The following is a 13,258-nucleotide window of genomic DNA, read 5'->3' as shown; positions in this document are numbered from 1 at the left end:
GAGTGACCGGCATCATTTCCACACTTAAACGCCTTATTCATATAGGCGAAGCTGAGTTATCAGTCGAGCAGCGTATTAATCATTGGTTAAAAAACGCAAAACGGATATTGACGTTAGTTAATGCAAACCCAGCCCTAGCTGCGGCCACGCTTCACATCGATAACGACTTACCTAAAGACACGCAACAACTTTTGCTATTGGCACTGTTTGGCAAGCTCTGTCGATTTAACGACCATTACCTACAGCACGTTCTCGCGTCTCTACTTGCCACCTTTTGGCTATCAAGCGCTAAAACACCACGAGATAGCATTCCTGAAGTCATTCGCTTTTTGCGTAAACACAATCTGGCCATTTGGCAAGATACGGTAAAATTGCAAAAAGCCTTTCAGACGGGAAAATACATTAACTTTATTGCAGATAACCGACTAAACCTAGCGCAAAGACTTAGCCTTCTCTCTGGCGTTTTCGCAACAAATGCGAAAAAAAACGATTACCAAACGGTATTTACCCACATAGCCTGTCGCCTACCTGCCTATCATCGCCATCATATCGCACCGCTTATTCAGCTATTCGAAGGTTTGCTTCCTGGAGCAAAAGTTTTTGCTAATGGTGTGCCTGGCGCGTTGGTAGATATGCAGCAAAATCATGGTTATGTATTTACGCTCAGCAAGGATGACGAAGATGGTAAATGGCTTCCTTTATCGGCTATTCAAGCTCCGGTGCTTTTATCATTACCCTTTGAGCACTTTATAGCACTGTATACAGACACCGCCAATGCCAGAGCGAATCAGGGCGGCACTCCGTACCTGCCTTCAACATTCGCTATTCAACATCCCCCAAAAGCGCTTATTACCATTATCGACGAATTGCAAAAGCAAGATGTGGTGATTGAACAGCTGTGTGAAAAAATTGAAAAAGTCCCCACTTTTAATCATTTTTTGATGCTCACTGCGAGTCAAGACAACAGGTTACAACTGCCAGTAAAAAGCATAAAACAGGCTGTATTAACCTACGGTATAGAACGAGTGGGCGACATGCTTATTCAGTTCGCTCTTTTAGAGCGGCTTACGCAAAATCAATTTCCACTTATGGGAATGTGTAAGCAAGTAACCTTACTAGCGTGCTCATTTTCTAGCTACTTTGCACAAATTGTAGATTCGAAGTTTACGCCGCAGTCGGCAGCCTTAACGATGACATTTATTTGCACTCCCCTATTCACACTCCCAGGTTTCAAAGTATCTAAATCCTTGCCTGTTCGCCTCGACAATATCGTATCTATTAATAACGCGTTTAAAGTGAAGTCCGATACGCCTTGGCTAGCAATAGCGTCGGAACTCGCTGGTAGTTGGCACCAGAGTTCTACCTGGCGCGCGGTAATACATCAATGTGGAAAAGCGAGCACCGAAGTTCCAAAATCGATTCAGAAAGAACAGGCAGTCTTAATGTTGAGCTTTTCACTTGCGAAAGCATGCTTATTTAATCAGGATGTTTATACGTTACTGCAAGATATTAACGTGAAAACCCTTTTAAGGATTTTAAGCTTAGAATCCAATGATGTTCTCAGTGCGCTTGAGTCTAACGGACAGCTACTTTTTTGTCCCCTCCCTTTATAGCTGATTGAGAACCTTACCACCTCAATTTATCTTTACGAATGGCTATAACTTGGGCCAGCTATCGGGTAAAATACTGCTACTTTTGCTGTGCTTTACCCTTTTTCCCTACATTTTCCATTATAATATATAAGCAGGCAAAATTTGGCACTTCACGCGCCGAACTAATAACTGAATAAACCTAACGATTTTGATAACAGAATTACCAGAGGATCCCTCCACATGACTCAGCAACGTATTACAGTCATTCGCGGTGACGGCATTGGCCCGGACATTATCGATGCGACCACAAAAATTTTAGATAAGGTTGGCTGTGACTTTGCCTATGACTATGCCGATGCGGGCTTAGTTGCACTGGAAGAACATGGCGAGCTACTACCTCAAGAAACACTAGACCTTATCGCAAAAAATAAAGTTGCGCTTAAAGGCCCTTTAACTACGCCAGTTGGTGAAGGCTTTACGTCTATCAACGTTAGTCTTCGCAAGCAGTTTAAGCTGTACGCTAACCTACGCCCGGTAATGTCTTTTAAAGGCACAAAAGCACGTTACGAAGATATTGATATCATCACTGTACGTGAAAACACGCAGGGTATGTACTCTGGTCTTGGGCAAGTTGTTTCAGAAGACGGCAACGAAGCTGAAGCAATGAGTAAGATTACTCGTGACGGCGCTGAGAAAATCGTAACTTTCGCTTATGAGCTAGCACGTCGTGAAGGCCGTAAGAAAGTAACAGCGGTTCACAAAGCAAACATTCTTAAATCGACGTCAGGTCTTTTCCTAAAAGTTGCCCGTGAAGTTGGCGAGCGTTACCCAGACATCGAATCTGCTGAAATGATTGTCGATAACTGCTGCATGCAGCTTGTGATGAACCCTCACCAGTTTGACGTTATCGTAACCACTAACCTTTTCGGTGACATTCTTTCAGACCTGTGTGCGGGTCTTGTTGGCGGTCTTGGTATGGCACCAGGCGCAAACATTGGTGAAGACTGTGCAATCTTTGAAGCTGTTCACGGTAGTGCTCCAGATATCGCGGGTAAAAACCTTGCGAACCCTACATCTGTAGTACTTGCTGCAGCGCAAATGCTTGAATACCTAAACATGGGTGATAAAGCAGAGAAAATTCGCGCAGCATTGAAAGACGTTATTGAATCTGGTGACCGCACCACTCGCGACCTAGGTGGTGAAGCCGGTACAACAGAATTTACCCAAGCGCTTCTTGATCGTCTATAAGCGTCTTGTGCTGTAGCACTGTTATTATTTTAAAACGGGCTTTCTAGCCCGTTTTTTTATATATTACTCTCCACTTTTCGAATAAAAACTGTACTAAAACTGGACTACCGCTTTTTAAGCCCGCCTCTATTATCTTGCTTGTACACGCAGAAGCGCTTCACGCTTTATTACTAATCGCTACATCGAATAGGCTCTAATCTTTATGCCAAGTTAGATTCGATAGTATTGGGACTAAAAAGCGTCAAAGCACTGTGGGTACATAATTTTAATCCCATTTAGCTAAAACGTAATACCAGAAAAACAGGTCGCGTATTTAGCAACACATACAAGGAAAGATGATGAAAAAATTAATTTCTGGCTTACTCGTTCTATCAGCGCTAGCTATTCAAGCTCCTGTGGTTCATGCTGAAGTAGAAAGTAGTAAGCAAACACAGAATAACGAAACAAACCTGCAGCAGCGCATCGACTTAAATACAGCGACTGTCGAGCAGTTAATTTCGCTACCAGGTGTTGGTCAGTCCAAAGCAAAAGCGATTATTCAGTACCGCGAGGAAGTGGGGCCGTTCCTTGAAGTCGCGCAACTAACCCAAGTAAAAGGCATTGGCGAAAAAATGCTAAGCAAGATAGAAAATCATGTGCGTGTTAAGTAAATGACATTCGCTTAACGACTCTAAACGATAATCTAATAGTTAGTCTAGCTGCGTTCAAAGAGTGTTAAAAAACAAAAAATGCGCCAATATTGGCGCATTTTTTATATTTCTTGTAGCTTCCGAAATATTCTATTATTTCACTACAGACGCTAGGTACTCTTTAAACTCATCACCTAAAGAAGGATGGCGCAATGCGTATTCAACGTTAGCTTTCATGTAACCTAGCTTGCTTCCGCAATCGTGGCTCTTACCTTTCATGTAGTATGCATCTACTTGTTCAAGCTTCATCAGTGCATCAATAGCATCGGTAAGTTGAACTTCACCGCCCGCACCTGGTGGCGTGAACTCTAGCAGATCCCAAATCTTTTCTGAAAGCACATATCTACCCACTACAGCTAGATCTGAAGGTGCTTCGTCGCGCGGTGGTTTTTCAACCATCTTATGTATTTTAGCTGAATCTCCTGGCGCAATAGCCGCGCCGTCTAGGTCAGCGATGCCAAACTTAGAAATATCTTCTTCTGTTACCTGTTCAACCATAACTTGGCTTACACGGCTGGTATTGAACTTAGCTACCATATCAGCAAGGTTATCTTTTTTAGGGTCACTTGCCACATCATCAATAATCACATCAGGAAGAACGACAGCAAATGGAGCGTCTCCAATTAACGGGCGAGCGCACAATACAGCGTGACCTAACCCGTTAGCTACGCCTTGACGGATATGCATGATGGTTACGTCTTTCGGACAAATTGACTGAACTTCTTCTAAAAGTTGACGCTTAACACGCTTTTCAAGCGTTGCTTCAAGTTCAAATGAAGTATCAAAGTGGTTCTCAATGCTGTTCTTACTAGCGTGAGTTACTAGAATAATTTCCTTTACACCAGCCGCAACACATTCACTAACAACGTACTGAATTAGTGGCTTATCAACCACAGGTAACATCTCTTTAGGGATAGCTTTCGTTGCCGGAAGCATTCTCGTCCCAAGACCTGCTACAGGAATTACCGCTTTTTTAACCTGACTCATAAGTTAATATCCTTTTTTAAAATCCTAGTTACTCGCTTAAGACGGCGCTTTGCCGTCATTTATTTCTTAAGCTTATCTATATTCGCTATTATACAAAAGAGTAATGCAATCGATGTTCCAATTACCCTTTTAGAGCATTTGTGTCTTGAAAATGGGCATTACGGTTGTTTTTCACTCATTAATGCACAAAATTTGGGATAAATAATATATAATGCACCAATACAGTGAAAGTGCAGTGAGTATATTTTTCACTTTACTTACGAACCATTCGTTTAGAAGTAGCTGATTAGCGACGCTTATCTAGCACACTTGTTAGATTGAATAGGACCGCCGGTGCGCATAAAACCATCTTTTAACCCATGACGCATATACTGACCTCTCGCTTTACCCTGCTTAAAGCAAAATCGATTAACAAGATACCTTAAGGGTATTGCACAAACATGACGAAGTTTCCAATAAAGCGGAACGTAGCTACGCCGGGCTAGAATAAGCACATTGCGAAATTGATAGTAGAGTCTAATTGGAGCACCTTGTTTAAACATAACGCCACATACTTTCACCCTATCATCGCCTTGCCGATGAGGCATACAAGCACTTAATGACTGGTAAATGGCCATACCCTTTGCTCGAGCTCGCCAGCACCACTCGTGATCAACACCATCAATGAAAAGTGCCTCTTCCTTTCCGCCCACTCTCTCAAAAGCCCGACGAGAGATAAGCATGCCCGAGGCAATAATTTGTTTCACTTCTTTCAAGCTATTGGAGATTTTTTTACCTTTTTGAAGCACACCCTGATCAACACAATCAGAAAATTGACAGTAAATAGAGGGACCTATTGCGGCGATCGGCGCTTTTTGCTCCAAAGTAGTAAACTGGCGTAATAATTCATTGGCAATGCTAGGTGTAAACTGGCTATCTTGGTCGAGCAGGAAAGCGTATTCAACACCTTTATCAAAGAGCTTTTTCAAACCTATGTTTTGAGCTTTTGCAATACCCAAATTGGTTCCGCAATGAATGTAACTGCAGAGAGATGTATTCAAACGCTCATCAGCATTGGCAGAATTATCAACTAATACTAAATCCCACTCAGGCGCCGAAAAAGCCTTAATCACATTAGTAAGATGCCCTATATCGGGGTTATAGAGTATTACGACAATCCCTGTTTTCAATGCTTACCAAACCTCTCTAACAAATGTCTGTCGAGTTTGTATGCTAATTTAACCACTTTCCCTGGCATTAAGCGCAGTGATAAGACACCGCAAGCATAAAAAAAGTTATAGGGTGAAAACTGTTTTAATTTGGTGATCGCAAAGATGCGCGCTTTAAACTCATTGAGAGACTTGCTTAGCCCACGCCGCTTATAGAAGTTATTCACTCTTCTAAACTTTAATAATCGGTCCTTCAGATTTCTAAAGATATAACCTTGCGAAGCTAGCGAAATCCAGAAAAAATAATCTTGCGTGTTAAGTAAATCGCCATTGTATCTGTGGCCATCGTGAAACACATTGTAACGGATCACCACTGTAGGGTGATTTAGCGAGCAGCGCCTAGGTAGTATTCGGGTTATTTGTTTGTGCGAAGCGGGCATTACTCTCGCACCCACCTTTTTTCCACTTTCGTTTATCTCAGTAAGCGCTGAGCCGAGTACGGAAATATTGCTATGCCGATTTAGGTAAGTGATTTGGCGCAAAAGTCGGTACTCTTCAGAGATATCGTCTGCGTCCATTCTCACAAAATAAGAGGGGTCAAACTGCAAACCAAAATCAATAGCAGAGTTCATGCTACTTGCAAGGCCGATATTTTGGCTATTTTGCGCTAAAATAATTCTATCGTCATTCTTTGCAGCTTCTTGAAGTACTTGAGTTATAGGCTCTGGTACCGGCCCGTCAATAACAATGATGAAGAGAAAATCGGTATAGGTCTGGCCTGTTATACTTTCGATGGCCTCTCGCAGCCATCTCGCATTGTCGGCTTGATAAACGGCCATTGCGACAATCGATTCAACATGCTTTTTTTTGTTTTCGTTGTGAATGACGGAGAATTGATTTATCAAGAATTATTTACCAGCAATAAAAATAACAGAGAAAATAAAAGCGCTTTTATGCGCTTCTTTTTCGACGGTATGTTACAGAGATTTCATGCAACCTGCTATGAGTTTTACCGAATCTACGTCCTGACTCGCTTAATAAAGCGAAGTACGCTCCATATATGCTGAATCACTAGACTATAAACAACTAGAAGCCCAATGAAACTATAAAACATAACCGCTTCAGGTACTTGATAAACTTCACCTAGAATACCGATAAGGCAATAGCACGCACCTAGGCACAATATTGCTACCAATGACTGCCGACTGCTTAACCCTGCTCGCATGAAAATATTGTGAAGATGCTGCCTGTCTGGTTTCAACATAGACTGCCCCTTGCGCGCACGGCGATACATGATTGCAGCCATATCCATCAAAGGAAGCCCAACAAGCCACACTGCCGTTATAGGCCTAAACGCAGCCGTTTCACCTTGGGTATGATCAACAAGCAGCCATACAATCGTGAGACCGACAAACATACTGCCGGCATCGCCCATAAATATCTTGTTCCCTTTGAACCCTTTCCAACTCAGGTTAAACGCCAAGAAAGGAACGATAGCTGCTACAATAATAAGTGGCTCCATAATAGAGGCGCCATTACCAGTGAAAATTAAAAAACCTGCCACAGTAAGCAATATAACCAAGCTCATACCGCCTGCAAGACCATCAATTCCGTCTATCATGTTAAAAGCATTGATAACGCCAACAACACAAATGATGGTGAAGAAATACCCGCCTAGGTCGAGCAGCACCTCGCCGGTGCCAAAGATGTCGCCTAATGACGTAATATAATTTTGCGCGCTCCATGCCATAATGGCAGCCACGCCAAATTGACACATAAGGCGACCTTTCGCACTTAAGTCAAAGCGGTCGTCCAGCATACCAAGCAATACTACGAAAGCAGATGCGGTAAAGAACAGCGGGTTATTTTTCATCCACACATCGGTGGCGACGCTTGCAACAAGTACGGCCATAAATATAGCCACGCCACCTGTTAAAGGTACAATACCTGCGTGGCGTTTACGTGCTGTAGGTTGATCAACTAAGCCAAACTGATGCGCTAGAGGCGTCATCACCACTAAAAGAATTAGGGCTACGAAAAATGCAGTAAAAAGCGGGACGAACTGCAAATACGCTAGCATAAAACACACAACCTCTCGTCACCGGTTACCGAAACACGCGAGTTTTCCAGCTTGACCAATGCACTTGTAAATTTGTTTAAAAAGCTCAATATCGATTCCATATTTTTACAACTTCCATTTCTTCCAGCGCGGTGAGGGTTTATCTTTATAACTATGCGGGTCGAAAACTGCCATATGATATAAAACATTTGTTTAAGTAACCACCCCAATTGCAAAATTATCGTTTCAAAACATTTCGTAATAGTTACAGTTATAGCTGCGATCTCCCCGCACAGCGATTACGCTAATTGCCATATGAAGCCGTTTCGTGATATTCCAGTTACTCGCAAATACAAAATGTAGACGTACCACAAGCGCAATTATTTCACTAAGTATTAAATTTCCTACTCATTGTGAACTTTCCACTAACAATATAGTCATTTTGAAGTCTTAAACCTTAGCGCCACTGCGATAGCAAACATGCTTTTTTTAAAACTTATGTTATCCTAGCGCGAAATTGCTATATGGATATGAAAGCTAATGTTCAAACAATTCCAACGTTTAATTTTGCCGTTCGCACTAATTGTGAGCGCCGCAGGGTGTACTAACTCACCTACAGTTACCGAAGCTGACATACCCTTGGTGCACTCTTCTCTTGCATATTCCCTAGCACCGGAAAAAGAGTCTGCAATAAATATTCCAAAAGCCAATATTTATTTTGATAAAAAAGAATCCTTTTCAATACGCTTTGGCGGCTATGATTATGCAGCCACCAAACACTACATTTCAGCCACCGGCAACAAGTGTATCCGCTTTTCTTTACAAGACAGTGACTCTGTTCAGACGGGCGCGCAGCGCAAAGTAACCACTTGCCAGCGAGATGGGCGATGGAAAGTCGTTTCTCCTCTCGTAGTTTCGGCAACCGCGCAAGGTGAATAAGTTAATGAAGTTTATGGATATAAAAAACACAATCAAAACGCTTTCAGTAACAGCGTGTTCAGCAGTAGTTGGCTGCCTTCTTTTGCAACCTGTTTTCGCACAAAGTGTCGAACAACTACAGCAGCTAAGAGAAAGGGCTCAACAATCGCAGAGCGGAGGTGTTACACAATCGGTCTCTCCTCTGAGTATATCAACGCAACGAACTTTACCTGGCGCTACAGGCTCAGCAAGTTCTATGGGGCAATTTTCTACTCAGCCGCGAAACGGTGTAAATTTACCTGGAGAGCCTACTATTGATACGGTTTTCCCCGCCCAACCCCCTATGGAAAATCCTCCATTTGCTGCGAACCTATTTATTGGTGGCTTTGAGTCAGAGCGCAGTTCAGGCTTAAACGACAATTACTTGGTTGCGCCTGGTGACAAGATAAATATTTGGTTATGGGGCGCAGTCAATTTCTCTAGCGTAGTTACCGTCGACAACCAAGGCAATATCTTTATTCCTAACATCGGCCCTATCCGCGTTGCGAATACACCGGCAGGTAGTGTAAACCAGACAGTTACTGCAAAAATTAGACAAGTCTACACAAACGACGTGAATGTCTACGTAAACCTACTGACATCGACACCAGTATCTATATTTGTATCAGGGCCAGTATTGCGCCCCGGCCAATACGCTGGCCTTGCTTCAGATAGTGTGCTCTATTATTTAAAACGTGCAGGCGGCATCGACTTCCAGCGCGGCAGTTTTAGGCAAATAGATGTCGTTCGCAATGGTAAGGTCGTCGCATCTGCAGACTTGTATGCCTTTTTTAGAAGTGGAAAGCTTCCAGAGGTATCCTTTAAAGACGGCGACACCATTTTAGTGCACCCAATTGGCAACACTATCGTCGTTGAAACCGGAGCCCGTAATAGCTTTACCTTTGAATTTTTAAATGAAGAGCTTAACGGTGGTGTGGTTAACTACTTTGCACGTCCCGGTGAATTCGCTTCTCATGCCTCAGTATCAGGTGTTCGCAATAATAAACAGTTCGCACGTTATTTAGATTTAAAAGAGTTCGCTTCTTTAGACCTAAGCGCAGGCGACACGGTAGAATACATTGCGGATCATGAGCCGCAAATATACCGAATCAATGTTGCTGGCGCTTTCGCAGGCGCATCACAAATCATGGTTGATAAAGGCGCACGCTTACTTGACGTGTTAGACCATATTGAAGCTGATACCACGCTCTCTGACACACAAAATATCTACCTACTTAGAGAAAGTGTTGCCGTCAAACAAAAGGAAATTATTGAAGAAGGCCTACAGCGTCTTGAGAGAAGCATGTATACCGCACCGATAAGCTCGACTGGTGAAGGTGCTATACGCGCTCAAGAAGCACAGCTTGTTGCAGACTTTATTGCTCGAGCAAGGCAAGTAGAGCCCCAAGGCCGTGTTGTTGTATCTGAAAACGGCGACATAGCTAATATTTTGCTTGAACCTAACGACACTATCGTCATTCCTGAAGTAACTGACTTGATACATGTAGGCGGTGAAGTACTACTACCGCAATCTGTAGTATTTAACCCAGATGCAACGACTGAAGATTATGTAGCTTGGGCTGGCGGCTTTACCGAACGCGCTGAAGACGAGCGTATACTTATTGTTCGCAAAAACGGTAACGTCACTTTTTCAAGCGTGAGCGACTCATTCCTTTCAAGCGACAAAAACAAGCTTGAGCCGGGGGATCAGATTATAGTTCTGCCTGCAATTGATACCAAAGTACTGCAAGCTGTTAAAGATATCACCCAAATCGTTTATCAAATTGCTATTGCAGCTAACGTTGCTACTAACTAAGCATGGTAACTTTTAAAGATCAGCTCTATGCATGGAGGGGCGTAATTTTTGCGCTTTTCCTGCGTGAGCTTCAAAGTAAATTTAACGATAAATTTGGCTTGGGCTGGGCATTCCTCGAACCTTTTATTTTCATTTTTGCTCTTTCATTTTTTAGAAGCCTTCTACACGACGGAGATGTTCATTCAATACCACTCTTTATATTTATGATGATTGGATTGATGGGGCTGCAAACGTTCACTTCCTGTATGAATGGTGTTTCTACTTCAATACGAAGGAATAAACCGCTCTACGCTTTTAGACAAGTTCAGCCATTTGCTGCAATTTTAACTGCTGGATTTCTAGAGTTAATAATAAAAACTACCGTGGTTTTCCTTTTGTACATTGCCCTGTACCTTTTAGATGAAACATTTGTTCTTAATGATCCTCTACTTCTCATATTTCTCTTCACGTTATTGTGGGTGTTCGGTGTCGCGGTTGGTATAGTATTCGCTATCGCCAGCGCATTTGTTCCCGAAGTAGACAAAATTAAGTCTATGCTATCTAGGCCTCTACTATTCATCTCTTGTGTATTTTTTAGCCTTCAGGACGTACCTGAAGAAGTTTGGCCTTATTTAACTTGGAACCCTTTAGTCCACTTTAACGAATTAGCCAGATTCGCATGCTTCGAGTCATACGGGAAACACGGCGTTGAGTTAGGCTATATTTTAGAAGTAACAACGGTTGCCCTATTTCTAAGCCTTTCGATGTACCACATCACGTGGAAGAGGGTGCTATCTCGATGATCAGAATAGAAAACTTAACAAAGAGCTATCCCAGTAAAATGGGCCCTCAATATATTTTTAAAAATCTAAATTTTGATTTTCCAACCGAGAATAACGTCGCGATTTTAGGTAAAAATGGTGCGGGTAAGTCAACCCTTTTCCGCATGCTAGCGAAAAGTGAATACCCCGACAAAGGCCGCGTTTTAACAAACAAATCTATGTCGTGGCCGGTGGCTCTGCAAACGGGGGTGCACCCGCAAATGACCGGGCGTGAAAACACGCGTTTTGTGGGAAGAATCAACAATGTTAAATCGCTTCCTGAATACGAAGAAAAGGTGCAACAGTTCGCTGAGTTGGGCAAACGCTTTGATCTTCCCGTTCGCACCTATTCGTCGGGCATGCGCGCCAAGTTGGTGTTTGCATGCTGCATGAATATTAATTTCGATATTTACCTTATCGATGAAGCGACATCAGTAGGCGATCCGCTTTTCAGAAAAAAAGCGCGTTTATCGCTTAAGGAAAAAAGCGAGCAGGCCGGCGTTATCATGGTGAGCCATGAGCTTGACCAAATTCGCGAATTCTGTACCTCTGCCGTCATCATTGACGATGGAAAACTCACTTATTATCACGATCTCGAAGAAGGCATCGACGTTTATACGCAGGATGCAGACAATAAGAAATCACTTAAATAGGTTCAAATCACAGTGGAAAAATCTCTTACACAGCTCAATGCCCTTCTAAGTAAACACAAAATGCTGTTGCTTGTACTTCCTTGGGTACTGTATGCCGCCTATCTTGTTCTATGGGCGGCACCACAATACGAAAGTAAAAGTCAGCTTATCGTTAAATCAAGCGATGGCGGCAGCAGCTTTGACCCGTCTTCTCTATTAATGGCAGCCGGCGTATCTGGCGCATCTGGCGGTACAGAAAGTCAGCTAGTGGAAGCGTATATTCAATCTGCCGATATGATTAAGTATCTGGATGACACTATTGGTCTTCGAGAGCATTACATGTCAGACAAAGCTGATATGTTTAGCGGCCTGTCGTCCTCTCATAAGCAAGAAGACTTTTATCAGTTTTACTTAAACCATATTGAGGTAAGCGTCGATTCAGCGTCTTCCGTAATTAGCCTGCGTACCCGTGCTTTTGACGCAGAATATGCCCAAATAATTAACCAGGCTATTGTTGATAAGGCAGAAGAGTTTATTAACAACATCAATAACAACTTAGCGAAATCAAAGCTTACCTTTGCCAAAGGCGAGCATGAGATTGTTGAGCAAAAACTTCAACAAGCAAAGACGGAAATCTTAGGTTTTCAATCTAAATACAATGTGCTTGACCCTACAGCTGAAGGCGCAGCGTTTCAGCAGATTGCCTTTTCATTAGAAGCTACCCTTGCCCAGAAAAAGGCCGAGCTAAGTACAATGTCCACTATGATGTCTAACGTTGCACCTGAAGTCATTAACATAAAACGTGAAATCGCTGCACTTCAAAAAGAAGTGGAAAAGCAGAAAGAGCGCATTAGTACCGCTGAAGGGGAAAGCGAGGCCCTGTCAGTGAGTGAGCTTATGGCGCAATACAGTAACCTTCAGGTTCAGCTACAGCTCGCCATTCAAGCGTATTCTTCATCGCTTATCACCCTCGAAAATGCACGTGTAGAGGCGTATCAAAAGTTGCAACATTTGGTCACGGTAGAATCGCCTACCCTTCCAGACGATAATGCTTACCCAACGGTAATCTATAACCTGGTTCTTTTCGGTGTGTCATTGCTGCTTATTTACGGAATTGTAAGAATCGTAGTTGCTACCATACGCGAACTTTAGGGTCTACCTTTCACCAAACCCTCATGTCAATTGGCTAAGTCGATTAAGACTTAGTCAATTGACACCGCTTTAATGAAGTTTGTCGCCCAAATCTTGTGTCTTTAAGCAAGCTCTAGTATAAGAAGCTATCCGCCTTACGGACGACTATCAAAGAGCCTATCCTATAAGTGCTCTACAA

12 protein-coding genes are annotated in these 13,258 nt (G+C 42.8%); 8 read left to right on the top strand and 4 right to left on the bottom strand.

All coding sequences use genetic code 11. The features are described from left to right. Positions 1–2: 2 nt before the first annotated feature. The 3 genes from PCAR9_RS04445 to PCAR9_RS04435 all read left to right on the top strand — a co-directional run bounded on the left by PCAR9_RS04445 (position 3) and on the right by PCAR9_RS04435 (position 3,490). On the top strand, positions 3–1,613 hold the full coding sequence (locus PCAR9_RS04445) for a histidine kinase (protein ID WP_179982584.1): 1,611 nt from the start codon (positions 3–5) through the stop codon (positions 1,611–1,613). A gap of 219 nt (positions 1,614–1,832) precedes the next feature. Next, entirely contained in the window at positions 1,833–2,840 is a 1,008-nt protein-coding gene (locus PCAR9_RS04440) for an isocitrate dehydrogenase (protein WP_012517475.1), read from the top strand. Between the two features lie 338 nt (positions 2,841–3,178). After that, a complete protein-coding gene (locus PCAR9_RS04435) occupies positions 3,179–3,490 on the top strand; it encodes a ComEA family DNA-binding protein (RefSeq protein ID WP_179982583.1) in 312 nt (103 codons plus the stop codon). A gap of 132 nt (positions 3,491–3,622) precedes the next feature. Here the strand turns inward: PCAR9_RS04435 and galU are convergent, their stop codons facing one another. The 4 genes from galU to wecA form a co-directional block, all read right to left on the bottom strand. After that, a complete protein-coding gene (galU, locus tag PCAR9_RS04430) occupies positions 3,623–4,516 on the bottom strand; it encodes a UTP--glucose-1-phosphate uridylyltransferase GalU (RefSeq protein WP_179982582.1) in 894 nt (297 codons plus the stop codon). Between the two features lie 296 nt (positions 4,517–4,812). After that, positions 4,813–5,628, bottom strand: coding sequence for a glycosyltransferase family 2 protein (locus PCAR9_RS04425; protein WP_232091116.1), 816 nt, complete (start codon positions 5,626–5,628; stop codon positions 4,813–4,815). A gap of 53 nt (positions 5,629–5,681) precedes the next feature. Then, positions 5,682–6,569, bottom strand: a complete 888-nt coding sequence (locus PCAR9_RS04420; RefSeq protein ID WP_179982580.1) for a glycosyltransferase — start codon at positions 6,567–6,569, stop codon at positions 5,682–5,684. Between the two features lie 113 nt (positions 6,570–6,682). Beyond that, positions 6,683–7,744, bottom strand: coding sequence for a UDP-N-acetylglucosamine--undecaprenyl-phosphate N-acetylglucosaminephosphotransferase (gene wecA / locus PCAR9_RS04415; protein WP_179982579.1), 1,062 nt, complete (start codon positions 7,742–7,744; stop codon positions 6,683–6,685). A gap of 519 nt (positions 7,745–8,263) precedes the next feature. On the opposite strand from wecA, the gene PCAR9_RS04410 reads away from it, so the two are divergent. From PCAR9_RS04410 to PCAR9_RS04390, 5 genes are read left to right on the top strand one after another with little or no spacing between them, the layout of a single operon-like run. Then, positions 8,264–8,662: a hypothetical protein gene (locus PCAR9_RS04410; RefSeq protein ID WP_179982578.1), complete on the top strand. Its 399-nt coding sequence runs from the start codon at positions 8,264–8,266 to the stop codon at positions 8,660–8,662. 4 nt (positions 8,663–8,666) lie between these two features. Further along, complete coding sequence (locus PCAR9_RS04405) at positions 8,667–10,496, top strand: polysaccharide biosynthesis/export family protein (protein ID WP_179982577.1); 1,830 nt, start codon at positions 8,667–8,669, stop codon at positions 10,494–10,496. A gap of 2 nt (positions 10,497–10,498) precedes the next feature. Further along, positions 10,499–11,278, top strand: a complete 780-nt coding sequence (locus tag PCAR9_RS04400; RefSeq protein ID WP_179982576.1) for an ABC transporter permease — start codon at positions 10,499–10,501, stop codon at positions 11,276–11,278. After that, complete coding sequence (locus PCAR9_RS04395) at positions 11,275–11,949, top strand: ABC transporter ATP-binding protein (protein WP_025254261.1); 675 nt, start codon at positions 11,275–11,277, stop codon at positions 11,947–11,949. The genes PCAR9_RS04400 and PCAR9_RS04395 overlap by 4 nt, the downstream gene beginning before the upstream one ends. Positions 11,950–11,961: 12 nt before the next feature. Beyond that, the gene (locus tag PCAR9_RS04390; RefSeq protein ID WP_179982575.1) at positions 11,962–13,080 is read left to right on the top strand and encodes a KpsE/RkpR family capsule polysaccharide export protein; all 1,119 of its coding nucleotides are present in this window, start codon (positions 11,962–11,964) and stop codon (positions 13,078–13,080) included. The last annotated feature ends 178 nt before the right edge of the window (positions 13,081–13,258 follow it).

It is taken from the genome of Alteromonas macleodii (assembly GCF_903772925.1).
GTDB classification, from domain to species: Bacteria; Pseudomonadota; Gammaproteobacteria; order Enterobacterales; family Alteromonadaceae; genus Alteromonas; species Alteromonas macleodii_A.
The sequence above is the reverse complement of the archived record's forward strand: the minus strand, read 5'-3'. Positions and strand labels throughout refer to the sequence as shown.

What these genes read in the sequence shown, in the direction of transcription:
- PCAR9_RS04440 (WP_012517475.1), top strand. Translation starts at nt 1,833, where the DNA reads ATGACTCAGCAACGTATTACAGTCATTCGCGGTGACGGCATTGGCCCG.
- PCAR9_RS04435 (WP_179982583.1), top strand. Translation starts at nt 3,179, where the DNA reads ATGAAAAAATTAATTTCTGGCTTACTCGTTCTATCAGCGCTAGCTATT.
- galU (WP_179982582.1), bottom strand. Translation starts at nt 4,516, where the DNA reads ATGAGTCAGGTTAAAAAAGCGGTAATTCCTGTAGCAGGTCTTGGGACG.
- wecA (WP_179982579.1), bottom strand. Translation starts at nt 7,744, where the DNA reads ATGCTAGCGTATTTGCAGTTCGTCCCGCTTTTTACTGCATTTTTCGTA.
- PCAR9_RS04410 (WP_179982578.1), top strand. Translation starts at nt 8,264, where the DNA reads ATGTTCAAACAATTCCAACGTTTAATTTTGCCGTTCGCACTAATTGTG.
- PCAR9_RS04405 (WP_179982577.1), top strand. Translation starts at nt 8,667, where the DNA reads ATGAAGTTTATGGATATAAAAAACACAATCAAAACGCTTTCAGTAACA.
- PCAR9_RS04400 (WP_179982576.1), top strand. Translation starts at nt 10,499, where the DNA reads ATGGTAACTTTTAAAGATCAGCTCTATGCATGGAGGGGCGTAATTTTT.
- PCAR9_RS04395 (WP_025254261.1), top strand. Translation starts at nt 11,275, where the DNA reads ATGATCAGAATAGAAAACTTAACAAAGAGCTATCCCAGTAAAATGGGC.